Source organism: Microcoleus sp. B9-D4, from assembly GCF_036705105.1.
GTDB lineage: Bacteria > Cyanobacteriota > Cyanobacteriia > Cyanobacteriales > Microcoleaceae > Microcoleus.
Genome location: NZ_JAUBTS010000026.1, coordinates 14,002 through 32,030, shown reverse-complemented (window position 1 = coordinate 32,030; position 18,029 = coordinate 14,002). Strand labels below are relative to the sequence as shown.

The window sequence follows — 18,029 nt, the reverse complement described above, 5'->3', positions numbered from 1 at the left end:
AATTCGGTAAGTGGGAAACTCAGCGTCTTTAGACCTGAGAGGGAAACGGCTCGGCGGTCGAAACCGCCGTCAATCTTTGCATTACACGAGGATTGCTAGATGGGAGTGTAATGAATGTAATGTAATTTCGATGGGACACTTCAGCTAGGGGAGCGTGCATCGAAATTACCCTCTCAAATTTGGCAACCCGCGATCGCATAATGTTTGCTCTTTCGAGCCTCCCTTTCGGGGTGATGTTAGCTTCGACAAAGTTAACGGCCGGTACTATATCTAGGACACTGATTTAACCCAATAAGTCTGTTTAATCCTAAATTTCTAGAGCAAGGAACTAGCTTCGCATTCCCTGGTAGGTCTTTAACTCTTACCGTTAACGTAGTACCAAGGTACTGAGTCTGGTCAACTGCGGTTTAAGTCTTAGGCTAGAAGCCCAATCTCTTTAGACCTGGGTCGTTGACGCTATACTGTCCAACCTTCTATTTTTGTGAGGGTCGATCAAGTCGCCAAAAATCTAAAATTTACCTAAGTGTTTACCTTAGATCGATTTGATGAGAGATTGTATTAATTTTTATAACAAAAGTTGGCAGTAGTCAGTCGTCAGTAGTCAGTTGGCAATTGGCAGTTGGCAGTAGTCAGTAGTCATCAGTCATCAGCCACTAACTAATGACTAATGACTAATGACTCATCCTCGCCAGCAAACAACTGTCAACTGTCAACTGTCAACTAACTTAGATGTCCAAGTCGAGGAGGTTGAGTTTGGGGCCGTAGGTTTCGATGAATTCGCGGCGGGGGGCGACACGATCGCCCATTAAGATCGTAAAGATGCGATCGGCCTCAGCAGCGTCTTCAATTTCCACCCGTTTCAGCGTCCGAGTTTCTGGGTTCATCGTTGTATCCCACAACTGTGTCGGCATCATTTCACCCAAACCTTTGAACCGCTGAATGGTGTAGTTAGCATTCGCCGGAAATTCATTGCGGATGAGATTGTTCATTTCGCGATCGCTGTAACAGTAGTAATGATTGCGTCCCCGTTCCACTTTATAGAGAGGAGGACAAGCAATGTAGATGTAACCTTGTTCTACAAGTGCGCGCTGATAGCGGTAGAAGAAAGTCAGCAACAGCGTGCGGATGTGGGCACCATCCACGTCAGCGTCAGTCATAATTACGATGTGGTGATACCGCAATTGACCCGAATCGAATTCTTCGCCTTTGATGCCCAAACCCAGGGCTGTAATTAACGATTGAATTTCGTTATTTTTGTAGATTTTGGCGTCGTCGGTTTTCTCAATGTTGAGAATTTTACCGCGCAAAGGCAGGATTGCTTGGAATTGGCGATCGCGCCCTTGTTTGGCACTGTTATGGACAAAAATTCCCGCCCCTAATGCAAAGTTGTGACTGTTGGGCACTTCGATGTCGTAGACATCGTACCGCTCCTCCAAATGTTCGATCGACACAACGCGGTGGTTGTAATTCCGAACCGCTTGGCGAGCATATACTTCATCACCATTAAAGTAGCGATCGCAAAACGTCTCAAACTTCAACAAAGTCTTATCACCCTTCATGCGGCGATAAAGATTGTAAGCATCTACATTCATCCAACCTTCTTTCAGGTGGACTGTCTTCAAAGCTTCCAGCGTCTGGCGGTAATAAGTTTCCTTCAAAGTCGCTTTACGTTTCTGGCGAAACTCCGGCGTCCACTGTTCCTTAGTTTTTTCGCGCCGCCACTCCAACAAATTCTCATCTTGCCACTGTTCTTTAGCAAGTTGAGAATGAGTCTCCCGTGCTTCAGGATTGTTAGCAAAATGATTACTCACCCGTTCCGACTGAGCCAAACGGTTTTCTTCACTACTCCAATACTCTTGCTGCGCTTGGTTCAGCAGTTCATTATTTTGCTGGCGATAAGTTTCATCACTATCGTAAAACTCCCGCCACTTGCTCATCATGTAAGCTTTATACTCTTCATCTTCCCACTGAGCTTTCGCCTGTTCCGAAAGAATTTGTCGCGTTTCAGGCTGCCGCATCCGCTCTTTCATCATCGCCCGAAATTCATCAGTCATGTGAGCTTGACGGCTCTTTTCAATGACATCGGGCCTGTGCAAGGTTTTCTCAAGGTTCGCGCGGTGAAGAGCCAAGTGCTCCTCAGCAGGCAATCGCTGAATATTTGTCGGATTGTTGTTGAGTTTGTTAAAGTCAACGTGATGGCGGTGATTGCCGTCAGATGCGAGATAAACGCCATGTTTCAGGTTGTAGAAATCCGCTAAAAGATGGGTGTAAATCCACTTATCACTGTTGGGATTCCAAACCATTTCGTAACCGTTAAGTCCCTGACCCTGTTTGTTTTTTTCCGACAACTTGCTGTGGAACGGCATTAATGAATCTTCCGGTGTCAGCATGGCGGCTGCTTTGTAAGTGCCATCCCGCAACATGAATGGATGGTCGGGAGTGCAAGTTATTGTCTCCCCATTGTCTAATGTCAGTTTGACAACTTCAGCATTTGCTTTAGTCATCCGAGCATTAGTTATTCGCTCAAACCCGATGTTTCCACTCTCGCGAATGGTGTAGCAAAAGTGTTCTTTACCTTCTGCTTGTTCGTCAACTATCTGTTTGATAGTTTTTGTGGTGCCGTCAGCTAATTTTATTTCCTGAAATGAAAAAAAACAGCCCCCCGCGGAATCCCCCTCGACCAGGTATATCTCAGACAGGGCGGGGTCTCTGGAGCTACAGTCCGCTAATTTTCCAGGCAAAGGAGACGATTCTAAGACTGATTTTCGGCGCACTAAATCGCGGGCACGGCGGGCGGCTTCAGCGGCCTTAAATGCCTGAATTGCTTTTTCCAAAATAGCGTCGGCTACTTGGGGGCGAAACTCTAAATATTCTGTCAATACTTCGCCTACCAAGGAATCGACAATTCCCCGAACTTCTGTATTTCCTAGCTTGGTTTTAGTTTGACCTTCAAATTCCGGATCTGGGACTTTGACCGAAATCACTGCTGTCAAACCTTCGCGCACGTTTTCGCCGGCGAGGTTGGGCTCGTTTTCTTTGATTTTGTTGCGCTTGCGGGCGATCGAATTCATCGTCCGCGTCAAAACCGCCTTCAGACCTTCTAAGTGTGTGCCACCGTCTATAGTCCGAATGTTGTTAGCAAAACCTAGAACGTTGTCGCTAAAAGCATCGACGCACCACTGCAAAGCCACTTCTATTTGCACGTTATTGCGTTCGCCTTGCACATAAATCACTTCTTCGTGCAGAGGCTGCTTTTCGCGGTTCATGTAGGCGATGTATTCCTTGATTCCGCCCTCATAACAGTAAGTTTCGATGCGAGGTTCGCCACTTTTGAGCAGTTCCAAACGGTGGTCGCTAAACGTAATTCTCACGCCCGCATTCAAGTAACCCAATTCTCGCAAGCGTCCTGCGAGTGTAGTGTAATCAAATTCAATACCAGTGCTAAATATTTGAGTATCTGGCAAGAAAGAAACTGAAGTGCCGGTGCGATTGCCTTTGTTGGGCTTGGCATTAAGTTCAGTAACGGGATTACCTCTTTCGTAGCGCTGTAAATGTTCTTTTTGGTCGCGCCAAACTGTCACTTCTACCCACTCGGACAGCGCGTTAACAACAGAAATACCTACACCGTGCAATCCTCCAGAAACCTTGTAGCCACCACCGCCAAATTTACCGCCGGCGTGAAGTACAGTCATTACTGTTTCTATTCCCGATTTGCCAGTCTTGGCAACGATGCCAGTCGGAATACCCCGGCCGTCGTCTGTCACGGTAACGGAACCGTCGGCGTTGATGTCAATCTCGATGTGAGTGCAGTGGCCAGCCAGCGCCTCATCTATGGAATTGTCCACAACCTCGTAAACTAGGTGGTGGAGTCCTCGCGGCCCGGTGGTACCGATGTACATCCCCGGTCGTTTACGGACTGCTTCGAGACCTTCGAGAACTTGAATCTGGTCGGCGCTGTAGCTGCTGGTCATACAAAAATAGCTCCAATAATGAGGCCTAAAGCCCCGAAAGCTTCTAAAATGGGAAAACTCCTAAAATTATAGCACAAAACCGTTAAAGGCGATGCTAGGGCTTTCTGAATGGAAATTTATCGGGGGGACGGAGGGGAATTGTTTTGAGATTGCTTCGCGACTCCCCAGGCGTAGCGCGGTGAATCAGTGGAGAGAGAGAGGGGAAAGCATTGATAGGAGAGGATTTGAGAGTTTCTATAGGGGAATGTGCGACAGCTTATGCCTAGATTAATTACGATTTGTGGGGCGACGGCGACGGGGAAGTCGGGAGTGGCTTTGGCTTTGGCGGGGCGACTGCAATCCTCGATTCTAAGTGCGGACTCCCGTCAAGTGTACCGCGAATTTGACATCGGAACCGCAAAACCGACGGCGGTCGATCGCACTTGTGTACCGCATCACTTAATTGACATCTGCGATCCGACAGAAACTCTGACACTAGCAGATTACCAGCAACAAGCTCAAGATTTAATTGCTGCTGTCGATTTTCCTCTTTGTCCCCCCCTGTTGTTGGTGGGAGGGACGGGCTTATATATTAAATCGATCGTGCGCGGTTTAAAAATTCCGAGGGTAGGGCCGATGCCCGAATTGCGATCGCAACTTGCGGAACTCGGACAATCTCAATGTTACGCGATGTTGCAGCAGGTCGATCGCTCTGCAGCTGAGAAAATTCACCTCAATGACCCAGTAAGAACTTTAAGAGCACTGGAAGTATTTTATGTCACCGGTCGCCCTATTTCCGAACAGCAGGGCGAAAATCCTCCCAATTATCCTATTTTACAAATTGGGTTGGATTGCGCGATCGATGTTTTGGTCGATCGTATCAAACAGCGCACCGAACAAATGCTAGAACGCGGTTGGATCGCTGAAGTAGAATATTTGTGTAAAAAATACGGCTGCGACTTGCCACTGTTGAACACGCTGGGTTATCAGGAAATCAAACAATATTTGGCGGGCAAGATTAAGCTTGAAGAAGCCAAAGAATTAACAATTTTGCACACGCGGCAATTTGCGAAGAGACAGCGAACTTGGTTTCGAGCTTATCCTGAAATTGAATGGTTTGATGTTAGCGCACCGGATTTGTGCGATCGAGTTTGGCGGAGGGTTGCAGAGTTTTGCGAACAATAAAGAGTTTTTTTACCGCAGAGGGCGCAGAGGGCACAGAGAAAGAGTTAAGGAGAGATGTAAGTGTTATTTTTAATTTGGCAAAATTTCTCTAATTCTTTGCCGAAACAAACGCACAGCAGCACGCTGTCCGATTGTTCGGCTTTGTTCTATGAAACCGGGAATTTCAGCAACTGGTAAAAAGGGAAATGCTAAACTGCGATCGCACATTTCATATTTTCCGTCTACAAGGTGATAAACTTGCAGAGATTCCCGGCGATACCTCCACAGTTCGGGAACACCAAGAGCAGCATATATGGAATCTTTATTAACAGAAGAATTCGTGTAATCCGACTCTATTGCTAAATCGGGCGGCGGGTCATTTGGCAAATTGATATTTCTGCCTCTAACTAAAGATTCATTTTGAATGTAGAAACAGGAATCAGGTTCGACAGCACGAGTTAAATCTTCTCGTTCAAGAGTCAGCGAACCAAGACTTCTAAGTTCAATTTCCAGCTCATCTACAATAGCTTCCACAAAGCTTTCTATCAGTCGTTTGGGTTCTTCGTGTTCTTCCAGTGGCATCCTGATTTCTAATACTCCTTCATCGTAAGCAATTCTCCAAGCTCTCTCGTCCCCAACATCTGCCACCAATGCTTTAAAAGTTGACCAACTGACACCTTTTAAAATAACTCGGTTTTCTGGGGTAGTTTGCTGCTCGATGGGAGTTGATGTTGTTGTTACCATTTAACAATTCCTTGGTAGCTTCATCAATTTTTATTGTAGTCGATCGACTTCAAATTTAAGGTAAAATTTACAAACAAAGTGAAGGTATAGGGTAGGGATAGGGCAATGCCGTGTCCTGTATTTCATTTTGCTGAACCGAAAAAAAATATTTTTTTTTATTAACCGCAGAGAACGCAGAGGGCGCAGAGAAAGAGAAAAGAGATAAATTAATAATTTGAGAAGCAGAAAAGCCTGTTTCTCAAATTACATCTCGCGTAGTTAATTAACTGTACAAACTAGCTACATATTCGCCGTAACCGTTATAGGGCAAAGTTGGGCGAGTTTCCCACGACCAACTGTTACCGGGGCCGACTATCCGTTCGCTGGCTTGCGACCATCTGGGGTGCGGTTTGTCTGGTTCGACATTTGCTTCAAAGGCGTATTCGTTGGGGCCGATTGTATTCCAAAAAGTGGCGGGCTGTTGTTCGACAAATTCAATTTTTACAATAGACTTTGCGCCCTTGAAACCGTACTTCCAAGGAATCACTTGCCGCAGCGGCGCACCATTTTGTTTTGGTAGCCTTCGGCCATACAAGCCTGTGGCGAAAAATGCTAAATCGTTCGCCATTTCTTCAATTCGCAGGCCTTCGGTATAAGGCCAAGGATAAAATTGCGACATCAAACCGGGGCCGGGAGTAATTTTGGGGTCGTAAAATGAGGTGAAGCGAACGAATTTAGCTTTCGATTGCGGTTCGACATCGGCCATCAGTAATTTCATGGGAAAGCCGACCCAAGGAACTACCATCGCCCAGGCTTCTACACAGCGAAATCGATAAACTCGTTCTTCGATAGGAAATTTTTTGTAGAGGTCGTCAATATCATAAGTGCGGGGATTTTTTACTAAACCGCCTACTTCTACTTTCCAGTTTTCTGTTGGCAAAGCTTGAGCGGCTTGCCAAATAGATTTTGTGCCGCCGTATTCATAAAAATTGTTGTATTTTGTAGCTAAGGCTTCGTCGGTAATCGCTCGATCGACTTTTGCAAAGGCGGGATTCCGGCTCAATTCCGAATATGCTTGGGTTGAGCTTTGATCGAGAGCAGTTTTTGAGCTAGCATTGCTTTGGCAGCCGGTCAGCGGCAGCAGCGAAGCAGTCACGCCGGCGCCAATTAAATTTGTCATGAAGCGGCGGCGGTTGAGAAAGGCTGTTTCTGGGGTAATTTGGGGTTCGAGAATTTCCCAAGACTTGGGTACGCGAATTAACGGCATAAGTAATAGTTAAAAGTTAGTAGTTAGTTTGGCAAAAATTGCCTAAGTTTTAATCTGTTAGTGGATTTGAGATTTGAGGTTGGAGATTGACTCCATAGAACAAAGAATCGCGGATATTTGGCAAGCTCTCGCGATTGATTTGGTGCGATCGCACTGCAAGTATTCGCAATGACAGTATAGCGTAATTCCGTAACAACTGAGATATTGCATCATTCTAAAGAACAGGCTTTCCGGCCTGTTCTTTAGAATGATTTTCTTGTGGGGAGTAGGGGTTGGGCATCCTGCCCGCCCATACGATCGACCTATTAAACCTCGCTCGCAGGAAAGTCAGCAATAATTTACGCGCGATCGACCGCAGCAATTGTGGCGAAAATCTGGGAAACAATTATGATCAAGCAAAGATTCCAATTATTTAATTTGTCCACAGGAAGCGGCACGCACCGCCCCGCTTTCCTCCCCCACCAGCAATAATGTCGGACGGGGGTCTCCAGCGGAAAGACAAATGAGTTACTGCACAAATCCCCATTGCCAGAATCCCCAAAATCTCGATCGCGCGACAGTATGCAAAAGTTGCGAGTCGAACTTGCTGCTAAAAGGCCGCTACCGAGTCTTTCACACCCTCGGTCAAAGTCTCACTTGCCGCACCTTCTTAGCCGTCGATGAAGACCAACCTTCGCAGCCCCGTTGCGTCATTCAACAGTTCTGCGCGCCCGCAGGCACAGCGGACGGTCAAAACCCCCTAAACCGGACATTTCGCGCCTCGGCCTCAGTTCTCGACGAGTTGGGGAAACATCCGCAAATACCGAAACTGCTGGCATCTTTTGAACTCGAAGGCTGCCAGTATTTAGTGCAAGAATACATCGAAGGCCACAATTTAGCCGATCGGCTTTCAGAAAAAGGCGTTGTTAAAGAAATTCAAATTTGGTATCTGCTGAGCGAATTGTTGCCAGTCCTGCAATTTGTTCACGAACATCAACTGATTCACGGAGATATCAAACCGTCGAATATTATTCACCGCAAAACTCCCCAAGCACCCCCAGCTTTTGCCGGGAAAGAGGATTTACATTCCGTGTCCCAGGAAAGTTCCTCTGGGCTAGTTTTAGTCGATTTCGGCGCCGCAATTCCGGCTAATAGCGGGCCGCTCAAAACTGAAACGGTGACAGGTTCTGCGGAATACGCCGCCCCGGAACAAATTAAAGGCAAAGCGATTAAGAGCAGCGATATCTACAGTTTGGGGGTCACTTGCATTCACTTGTTAACGGGAATGTCGCCCTTTGATTTGTTTGACATCAAATCCGAAAGTTGGACCTGGAGACATTATTTGAAAGTACCAGTTTCGGCGCGACTCGGCCGCATTCTGGATAAAATGGTGCAGCGAGAACCATCAAAACGCTATCGCTCGACCGAGGCAATTCTCACAGACATGAAATACGGCCCGGCACCGGTAGACGTGATTCTCAGCAAACCCAAGTGGACTTTGGCCATGTGGGGAGCAACTACGGTTGCCCTGCTGTCCGTAGTGCTGGGTGTTCGCTTGCCATCTCCTGCACCGCAGGCTTTCACTTCTGGTGAGCCTGCTTCTAGCATTCCCGAAATTCGGTTCAATCCGCCCCCCATGCAGAATTTCCGGGGTGAGGCATCGCCGTCAGGGCCTGCTGTACGGACTCTGGCGGATCAACACAAAAACCCGGTTTGGGCGGTAGCAGTCGCTCCCCAGGGCCGCGTGATCGTCAGCGGGAATAACGACGGCACAATTCACCTGCTGCACAAGCGTCACGGCAAGCTGCTCAAGGTTTTAGCAGGACATTTGGGGCCTGTGTGGTCGGTGGCCGTCAGTCCCGACGGCCGGATGATCGCCAGCGGTGGCGTTGACGGTACGATTAAATTGTGGAAGTTCTATTCTGGCAGGTTAATTCAGACTTTGGACGGACACCAAGACGGCGTGTTCTCTGTGGTTTTCAGTCCCGACGGCCAGACCCTGGCCAGTGTCGGTAAGGACAAAACTTTGAAGCTGTGGGAAGTCCAAGGCGGGGCAGAGTTGGAAACTCTCAACCGGGTTGTTGACGAGGTGCAGTCGGTGGCTTTCAGTCCCGATCGAGAAACTTTGGCGATCGGCAGCAGCGACGGTAAGATCAACCTGTGGAACTGGCAGACTGGGGAATTGAAAGAAACTCTATGGGGTCATTCCGAGGCGGTTTGGTCTCTGGCCATCAGCCCAGACGGTCAAACTCTCGCCAGCGGCAGTTGGGACAAGACGGTGAAGTTGTGGGATATCAGCGCCAATAATCACTCCGGGCTGCCCAACGGTTTTTTGCTGCGGACTTTGATCGGCCATTCCGACAAGGTTAAGTCCTTGGCTTTCAGTCCCGACGGAGACAAGCTGGCCAGCGCCGATTTGAGCGGGACTATCAAGCTGTGGCGGATGAGTTCCGGCGAAATCGCGGGCACGCTGAAGGGTCATTCTACTTGGGTGGATTTGGCTTTTAATCCTCAAGACAAAACTCTGATCAGTGGCAGTTTTGACGACACGATTAAGGTGTGGCGACTGTCTCCTTAATTTTTTCGATCGCCCGTTCAATCAATTTTTGAACAGCTAGGGCGATCGAACATTTAGCTAATTGATCTATCAACACTTCCGACAGTTTCAAGGCCCACGCATGGGTGTTAGAAACCCGGTTCCTAAGCTGTTGGTAATCAAAAACTGTCCGAACTGTTGCAGGACTTACGCACAGCCTCAATATATAGTGTTTTGTAAGGGCAAACCCCCCGTGGCTGCCCCCATACCTGGAATGATTGCGTAAGTCCTATGTTGGTACAAAAACAAATTTAAAATCTCAAATAGTCAGAATATCCCTAGAAATTGCGGTTGCTAACTAACACTTGTGGTAAAGTAGTTTCGGCTGTTAAAGTAAAATCTATGACCGCAAATTCCGAGTTAGCACAGCAGTATTTGTCAGCGGGCGATAGCCTTCAGAAATCAGGAAAGCTTGAGGAGGCGATCGCTCAATATCAAAAAATATTAGCCCTTCAAGCGGATAGTGCGCTCGCACTCAACAAGATAGCAGAAATTTATTATACGCAACAGAAATATGTAGAGGCGATCGCCTCCTGTTACCAAGCACTTCGCCAGCAACCCAATTTCGCCGCCGCCTACAAAAATCTAGGCAATATCCTGCAAGCCCAAGGCAAAATAGAGGCGGCGATTCGCGCCTACTCCAAGGCGATCGAATTTGATCCTACTTTTGTCGAAGCCTATGTTAATTTGGGCAGTATGTTTTACAAACAAGGTCAGCTCGATGACGCCATAACTTACTATCAAAAATCTATCGCTATTCAACCAGATTTAGCCGTCGCTTATTGGAATTTAGGCAAAAGTTTGGAAGAGCAAGGGCGAATCAATGAAGGTTTATTTTATCAAAAAAAAGCTTTAAATTTACAGCCGGAGTTAGAAGCGAGAAGCAATTCAGTAGAAAATAACACTTACTGAAGAGTAATGTTATAGTCAGAATAATTCAATCATTAACGATGCAAGCTGGATCAACATGGAAATTAACCAGAATCCGCTCGAATTGCTAACGGCTAAAGTACGAGAAACTGTTGCCGATACCCAAAACTTAGCCAACGAAATCGCTGCTAAAGTTGAGGAAAGTGCAACTGGATTAACGGCGTGGGTACAATCAGCGCCAAGTTCAATGGTTAGTGCCGGGGCGATCGCCACTCAAGAAGCTTTCAAAATAGCACATAACATCCGTTTTGAGAACCTGCCCAGAAATCTGCAATCCAAATTTGCTAGGGCTGGGGTGCGTGACGGAATGCGAGATATTCAAGAAGCAGCAAAAGTATTTGAATCCATACCCGCCCAAATTCGTGCCCAAGGCCCAGAAGCAATTCGCAACTTCTGTCAAGATAAAGATTGGAGTCACATCCAAGCGCACGTCAATGGAGGTGGAAGCGAAGCTGCTAACGGGATTTTTGAATATTTTTGGGTGAATCGTGCTCGCGGTGGTACAGACATGACTGTCGCAGAATTAGCAGTCGCTAAGCAAGTTTTAGCTGATGCAGCGTTTAAAGCAGCAGTTGCGGAAATCGTTGGGGCTGCAATGAAAGGGGCGATCGCCGCAGCAGTAATTGAGTTAATATTTTCTATCTTAGAAAATTCACTATTGTGCGTGGAAGGCAAAATTACCCAGTCAGAGTTAGTCGAACAAGTCGCCACCGCCACCGCCAAAGCTGGTATTGCTGGTGGTGTTATTACTGGCATTCTGTTAACACTGTGCATAATATTTCCCCCCATTGCTGCGCTTTTAGGTGCCGCAGCGATGCCCTTGGCGGTTGCAGGTATTGGTTTTATGGGAATTCGGGCCTGGGAAATCTTTTGTCACGGCGATCGACTATTTGGTATTACTGAACAAACACAAAAATTTCTGGGGCTGACTGAAGCGACAATTTAAACAGTTGACAGTTGACAGTTGACAGTTGACAGTTATGATACCCGAATCAAACCGTGTATGAAGCGCGGATTTAAGACTCTATTCATGATAGTTATTTATGTCCGCGCTTTTGGGTGGCGGTTGCTTGTAGCAACATTTTCAGATGATTGGGCAATATAAATAGTATGGATTCAGTAGAAAAAACTCAAGATCAGCAGCATCCGCAATACAAGCGCGATCGAGCCAGTGTCAATACTTTATTAGCAGGAGAAGCAACCGAATACAATTTATCTGAATTAGCAAGATTAATAATTCGCTACCGAGGCTTTCCCGGCGCTAGAGATATCCAATCAGACTTAAAAAAAGTCCTGCAAAAATGGAATCATACCGAAGAAAGTCTTTACGAAAAAACCCGTAAAATTCACGCTACAGGTGAGGTTTACAGGCGACAAAAAAGCGATCAAGAAGATTGGGTTTAATCTCAAATCTGCAACTTCCCGGAAGAGCCTGGAAGTTGCAGTCAACAGTCAACAGTCAACAGTCAACAGTCAACTGTTAACTATTTTCAAACCATCTCTGGCGAAACTTGCATTGCCGGCTGCGGCTGGAACTGGAACAGCGAATAAACCACATTGCGGCGGATATCCGTCATCATGTCCAAAAACAGCTCGTAACCTTCAGTTTTGTACTCGATTAACGGGTCTTTCTGGCCGTAACCACGCAGCCCTACAGACTCGCGCAAAGCATCCATTTGTTGCAAGTGTTCCCGCCACAAAGTATCAATTTGCTGCAAAATAAAGAACCGTTCCGCATCTCGCATCAATTCAGCTCGGATTGCATTAACTTCCGATTCTTTCATGTCGTAAGCATTGCGGACTTGTTCGTGCAGGAATGTTTTAATTTCCTCAACCGACAAATCTTCTAGCTGATCCGGTGTCATGTCAGCCAGCAGATAAACAAATTCTTTCACCTTGCTCACAAGTTTGTCGAGTTCCCATTCTTCCGAAGGTAAATCGGGATTGATGTATGCTCCCACGATGTCGTCCATCGTCTGTTCGGCATACTTAATTACCTGTTCTTTGGAGTCCAAACCTTCCAATACTCGGCGACGTTCCGCATAGATTGCTCGACGCTGATTGTTCATCACTTCGTCGTATTCAAATACCTGCTTGCGGATATCGTAATAGTATGTTTCGACTTTTTTCTGAGCGCCTTCGAGGGAACGAGTCAGCATTCCAGATTCGATCGGCATATCTTCCTCAACACCAAAAGCCTTCATCAAACCGGCCACCCGTTCGCCGCCGAAAATCCTGAGCAAATTGTCTTCCAAACTCAAGAAAAACCGCGTAGAACCCGGGTCTCCTTGGCGTCCCGCCCGGCCGCGCAACTGATTGTCGATCCGGCGCGATTCGTGGCGTTCAGTACCGATGACGTGCAAGCCTCCCAACTGCACGACTTCATCGTGTTCGGTGCTGGTAAAAGCATCGTACTCCTTGCGAGTTAAATTGTAAGCTTCCCGCAATTTTTGAATTACCGGGTCTTTTGTCGGCGCTTTTTCCGAAGCTATAGCCACGATATCATCGGCTTGCAATTCCGAGAGCGATCGCTCGCCGTACTCTTTCACCGCCAATTCCACCGCCGCTTTGAGCATTTGCTCGGCATCTTTCGATAGCTGCGTCGGGAAAATCTGCGCCGAAGCTTTCCAAGACTTAACCTTTTTGGCAGTTTGACCAAAACCTTGAGCTGCGGGGCGGCCGCCAATACCGGGCACTTGCACCAGCGAAAACCCGTCCTCATCTTCGGGTTGCACGATCCGGGGCATAAGATACTCGCGCAACTTCAGGCGGCCCATGTACTCAGAATTACCGCCCAAAATAATATCAGTACCGCGTCCCGCCATGTTGGTCGCGATCGTCACAGCACCCTTGCGTCCGGCTTGAGCAATAATTTCTGATTCCCGCTCCACATTTTCCGGTTTAGCATTAAGCAAATTGTGAGGGATTTTCCGTTCCTGCAGCAGTCGCGACAGCAACTCCGACTTTTCCACACTCGTAGTACCCACCAGCACCGGCCGACCGATATCGTGCATTTCCGCGCATTCTTGGGCGATCGCATTCCACTTCCCAGCCTCCGCCTTGTAAACCATATCCGAAAGGTCAGTACGGCTGGTAATCCGGTTAGTGGGAATCAGCGTCACTTCCAGTTTGTAAATCTTCTCAAACTCGGTCTCCTCAGTCTTCGCCGTCCCAGTCATCCCCGACAGCTTCGGATAAAGCAAAAAGAAATTCTGATAAGTAATCGTCGCCAGCGTCTGAGTTTCCGGCTGAATTTCCGCCCGTTCCTTGGCTTCGATCGCCTGGTGCAAACCGTCACTCCAGCGCCGTCCCGGCATCACCCGCCCCGTAAACTCATCCACAATCACGACTTCGCGATCGGGAGTGACGATGTAGTTAATATCCTTAATAAACAATTCCTTGGCCTTAATCGCATTAAAAATGTAATGCGCCCAAGGGTCAGCCGGGTCGTACAAATCCGTAACACCCAACAACCGCTCAGCTTCACCAAAGCCTTCATCGGTCAATAGCACATTCCGCGCCTTTTCGTCAACCTCGTAATGTTCTTCATTTTCCTTTCTCAGAGCAGCAGCCACCTCAGCCGCCCGGATATACTTCTCACTGGGGCGTTCCACCTGGCCGGAAATAATTAAAGGCGTCCGTGCTTCATCAATCAGCACCGAGTCAACCTCGTCAATCACGCAGAAATTAAAAGGACGCTGCACTACATCTTCCATGACAGTAGCCATGTTGTCGCGCAAATAATCAAACCCGACTTCGCTGTTAGTGGCGTAGGTAATATCGCAGCTATAATTTTTCTTGCGTTCCACCTGATCCATGCCCTGCTGAATCAGTCCCACAGTCAATCCCAGGAAGCGGTGTACCTGTCCCATCCATTCCGCGTCCCGTCTTGCCAGATAATCGTTGACGGTGATGATGTGTACGCCTTTACCGTTGAGGGCGTTGAGGTAAGCCGGCAGCGTCGCCACCAAAGTTTTGCCTTCACCGGTTTTCATTTCGGCAATTTGACCTTTGTGCAGGATAATGCCTCCGAGGAGTTGGACATCAAAGTGGCGCATTCCTAAAACCCGTTGTCCCGCTTCCCGCACCACTGCAAAAGCCTCTGGCAAGATTTCGTCTAGGATCTCTTTCTCTTCGTTGAGAGATTTAGCTTTTGCCAGACGTTCTTGAAACTCCGCCGTTTTGCCTCTGAGGCCGTCGTCTGAGAGTGCGCGGATGTCTTCTTCCAAAATATTGATATCAGCTACCCAAGGCTGAAATTTTCTAAGTTTGCGCGCGTTGGGATCGCCTAGCAGATTTTTAAACATGGCAGGAGAGGCAGATTTTTAATAATTTAGCTATTAGCTTTCAGGGTTAGGGGCTGTAGTGTTAGCCACAACATATACCCTCCCCGATTGTAGCAACCATTGGCTCTCCTGGGCCGTCGAAGGCGTCTTTGGGGGCGATCGACCGATTTTGGATTTTAGATTTTAGATTTTAGATTGAAGTTGGTGAAGGTTGGTAGCGAGCGCAGCTCAGGTATATGTGCTTATTGACAATTGCAGGGCGTAACAGGCTTTCCGGCCTGTTCCACAAGAGATTAATGTTTTTGTTGGATTAATTTCAGCAATAGGCTTTCCGGCCTGTTCCACAATAGATTAATGTTTTTGTGGGGAGTAGGGGTTGGGCCGAAGAGCCCGCCCCGATCGCCATTATTGAAAAGGCACTCACATCTCACGCCACATTAACCCTAGTTTTAAACAGGTCTGGGCACTTCGTAAGTCAAAAAGTCATAGGCCATTTTCGTATTCGGAAAAATTGCCTGCGCTTCCTTCAGCAAATCATCCAGGACGATCGCATTCCCCGGAGCATAACGCGGGCTAAAATGCGTCATAATCAACTGTTTAGCCCCAGCGATCAAAGCAACTTGAGCCGCCATTGTGGAAGTTGAATGCAGGCGATCGAAGGCCATTTGAGCATCTTGATGAGCAAAAGTCGCTTCATGAACCAACAAATCAGCATCCTTCGCCAATTCCACCGCCCCCTCACAAAAAACCGTGTCGGTACAGTAAACAAACTTCCGCCCGACTTGATCCGGGCCACAAAAATCAGTACCTTTAAACTGTCGCCCGTCCTCTAACTTTACCGTCTTTCCTTGTTTTAACTCGCCGTAAATTGGCCCGGAAGGAATGCCCGCAGCCTTCGCTTTTTCTACATCAAAATGTCCCGCACGATCTTTCTCAGTTACTCGATAACCAAAAGCAGTAACTCGGTGCTTCAAAGGGCCACAACTAACAATATATTCGTCATCTTCATAGATAACTCCCTCGTGAATTTTGTGTACCTTAACCGGGTAAGAAAAATGAGTTTGAGAATAACGAACGCCAGCTTGCAAATATTCTTCAAGTCCCGGAGGCCCGTAAAGATCGATGCGCTTGACATTCCCCGCCAAACCGCAGCTAGCCAGCAAACCCATTAAGCCGAAAATATGGTCGCCGTGCAGGTGAGTGATGAAAATGCGGCTTAGTTGGCTGACTTTGAGATCGCTGCGGAGAAACTGGTGCTGAGTTCCTTCGCCGCAGTCAAACAGCCAGAGTTCCGCTCGCTGGGGCAAGCGGAGGGCGATGCTGGAAACGTTGCGCGATCGCGTGGGTACGCCGGAGCTAGTTCCGAGAAATGTAATCTGCAAGAGTCAAATCACCTCAATTAAGTCTTAAAAAATATGTTACATATATCCAGAGTGCGGCTGATCCGACATACAGGAAATAGTCGCAGGCAGGAACCGGGATAAATCGCTGTTCCTGGGAACATCTACTTGCTAAAATCATTTTCGACAAGCGCACAGAGTGCCAAACCCAATTCTAACGTTTTCTTTCTTCCGTTCCCCTTCCTTTTTCCCTTGCCTTCCCTTCCCTTAAAAATTCTTAAACTCATACAGCACAGGAGGAAAATTTTCAAATGCAGTCAGGAGTATTTTTTGGTTCCGTTTTTTCGACATTAAAAAAACGCTACTTTTGGATTTCGCTGTTGTTTTGGCTGGCAATGGTAGCCCCAGCACAGGCCGCGCTGATCTTGCGAGTTGCGGTACAAGACGGGGCAAGTCAGGTAAAAGTCGGCAGTTCTACTAAGGCTGCAATCCGCGACGGTAGCGGGCGCAATTTGGGCGAACTGTCGGCAAACAGTTCTCAGTCAGCTCAATTTCGATCGGGAACAGTGGCAATTGGTCGCTGGGCCGCCAACCAAGTTTGGATCGAGCCGACGGGGAACGGTTATGTTTGGATTGGCGATCGTTGGTATCGGGGACGCACGCTTCTAGTTCCCCAAAAAGGAGGCTTGACTGCCATCAACTACGTCAATATCGAACAATATCTCTACAGCGTTCTCGGCGCCGAGATGAGTGGCAATTGGCCTCAAGAGGCTTTGAAAGCCCAAGCAGTCGCCGCCCGTTCCTACGCTATCCACCAGCGCCTGAAAAGCGAAACCGACCTTTACGACGTGGACAGCACTCAGTATTCGCAGGTTTACAAAGGATTGCAAACAGAATCTTCTGGCACTTATTCGGCAGTCGATGCAACCGCCGGTCAAGTTCTGGCCTACAACGGTCAAATTATTTTAGCCGCTTTCCACTCTGCCTCTGGGGGCCATACTGAAAATGTCGAAGATGTTTGGACGGAACCCCTGCCTTACCTGCGTGCTGTTCCTGACTTCGACCAAGGGGCGCCGGTTTATCAATGGAAAGAAAATTTTTCTCGCGCTCAAATCAGCAGTAAGATTTCTGGCGTGGGCAATGTGATCTCGATGAAGCCAGAACGCACTACCGCTCACGGCAGCGTTTTGAAGATGAAAGTAATCGGAGATGGCGGTTCTAGGGTCATGACTGGCGCAGATTTACGCCGGGTTTTAAATTTGAGGAGTACCCGGTTTACCGTGATTCCTCAATATGGGGGCGGTGGGAACCCAAGGAACAGCGGCCAAGCTCCTACTGGTTTTCAAGTTGCTGGCAAAGGTTTCGGCCATGCTGTAGGAATGAGTCAGTGGGGGGCATACAATTTGGCCAGGCAAGGATACGGCTACCAGCAGATTTTGTTGCACTATTACCGAGGTGCTACTTTGGCTAGAATTGCAGTCCAGTAACTGCTGGGAATGGGGAAGAAGGAAGAAGTTCGGCAACGGATTATGTAACGGATGTAACGGATATAACGGATGTCAGTCCGAGGGAAGAAGGAAGAAGGAAGAAGGAAGAACGGAAAAACAACTATTCCTGTATCTCTGACTTCCGTGTCCTGAATACAAGGAATTGGGAACTTGTACGGCCCTTCGACTACGCTCAGGAACCGCGTAGTGGCAGGCCAGAAACCGCGTAGCCGAAGTATTGGAAATTGGGAATTGGGAATGACTAATGACTAATGACTAATGACTAATGACTAATGACTAATGACTA

11 protein-coding genes are annotated in these 18,029 nt (G+C 47.7%); 6 read left to right on the top strand and 5 right to left on the bottom strand.

From position 1 onward, the window contains the following. Nucleotides 1–725: 725 nt before the first annotated feature. Nucleotides 726–3,971, bottom strand: a complete 3,246-nt coding sequence (gene gyrB / locus QUB24_RS17090) for a DNA topoisomerase (ATP-hydrolyzing) subunit B (RefSeq protein ID WP_333154411.1) — start codon at nucleotides 3,969–3,971, stop codon at nucleotides 726–728. Nucleotides 3,972–4,229: 258 nt separating this feature from the next. Here gyrB and miaA point away from each other — a divergent pair, with 258 nt between their 5' ends. Beyond that, a complete protein-coding gene (gene miaA / locus QUB24_RS17085; protein ID WP_333154410.1) occupies nucleotides 4,230–5,135 on the top strand; it encodes a tRNA (adenosine(37)-N6)-dimethylallyltransferase MiaA in 906 nt (301 codons plus the stop codon). Between the two features lie 69 nt (nucleotides 5,136–5,204). Here the strand turns inward: miaA and QUB24_RS17080 are convergent, their stop codons facing one another. Both QUB24_RS17080 and msrP read right to left on the bottom strand, forming a co-directional pair. Then, a complete protein-coding gene (locus tag QUB24_RS17080; protein WP_333154409.1) occupies nucleotides 5,205–5,858 on the bottom strand; it encodes a Uma2 family endonuclease in 654 nt (217 codons plus the stop codon). Nucleotides 5,859–6,120: 262 nt separating this feature from the next. Next, nucleotides 6,121–7,104: a protein-methionine-sulfoxide reductase catalytic subunit MsrP gene (msrP, locus tag QUB24_RS17075; protein WP_333154408.1), complete on the bottom strand. Its 984-nt coding sequence runs from the start codon at nucleotides 7,102–7,104 to the stop codon at nucleotides 6,121–6,123. A gap of 502 nt (nucleotides 7,105–7,606) precedes the next feature. Between msrP and QUB24_RS17070 the strand changes: the two genes are divergently transcribed. The 4 genes from QUB24_RS17070 to QUB24_RS17055 all read left to right on the top strand — a co-directional run bounded on the left by QUB24_RS17070 (nucleotide 7,607) and on the right by QUB24_RS17055 (nucleotide 12,013). Then, nucleotides 7,607–9,661: a serine/threonine-protein kinase gene (locus QUB24_RS17070; protein ID WP_333154406.1), complete on the top strand. Its 2,055-nt coding sequence runs from the start codon at nucleotides 7,607–7,609 to the stop codon at nucleotides 9,659–9,661. A gap of 360 nt (nucleotides 9,662–10,021) precedes the next feature. Next, entirely contained in the window at nucleotides 10,022–10,591 is a 570-nt protein-coding gene (locus tag QUB24_RS17065; protein ID WP_333154404.1) for a tetratricopeptide repeat protein, read from the top strand. 55 nt (nucleotides 10,592–10,646) lie between these two features. Next, nucleotides 10,647–11,555 (top strand): hypothetical protein, encoded by a 909-nt coding sequence (locus QUB24_RS17060; protein ID WP_333154402.1) that lies wholly within the window; start codon nucleotides 10,647–10,649, stop codon nucleotides 11,553–11,555. Nucleotides 11,556–11,719: 164 nt separating this feature from the next. Beyond that, nucleotides 11,720–12,013: a DUF3288 family protein gene (locus QUB24_RS17055; RefSeq protein ID WP_333154400.1), complete on the top strand. Its 294-nt coding sequence runs from the start codon at nucleotides 11,720–11,722 to the stop codon at nucleotides 12,011–12,013. Nucleotides 12,014–12,099: 86 nt separating this feature from the next. Here QUB24_RS17055 and secA read toward each other — a convergent pair whose 3' ends face one another. Then, nucleotides 12,100–14,916 carry a preprotein translocase subunit SecA gene (gene secA, locus QUB24_RS17050; RefSeq protein WP_333154399.1) on the bottom strand — a complete coding sequence of 939 codons (2,817 nt, stop codon included), beginning with the start codon at nucleotides 14,914–14,916 and terminating at the stop codon, nucleotides 12,100–12,102. A 428-nt stretch (nucleotides 14,917–15,344) separates the two neighbouring features. Continuing rightward, nucleotides 15,345–16,277, bottom strand: coding sequence for a ribonuclease Z (locus QUB24_RS17045; RefSeq protein WP_333154397.1), 933 nt, complete (start codon nucleotides 16,275–16,277; stop codon nucleotides 15,345–15,347). Nucleotides 16,278–16,546: 269 nt separating this feature from the next. On the opposite strand from QUB24_RS17045, the gene QUB24_RS17040 reads away from it, so the two are divergent. After that, nucleotides 16,547–17,722, top strand: a complete 1,176-nt coding sequence (locus QUB24_RS17040; RefSeq protein ID WP_333154395.1) for a SpoIID/LytB domain-containing protein — start codon at nucleotides 16,547–16,549, stop codon at nucleotides 17,720–17,722. Nucleotides 17,723–18,029: the final 307 nt, after the last annotated feature.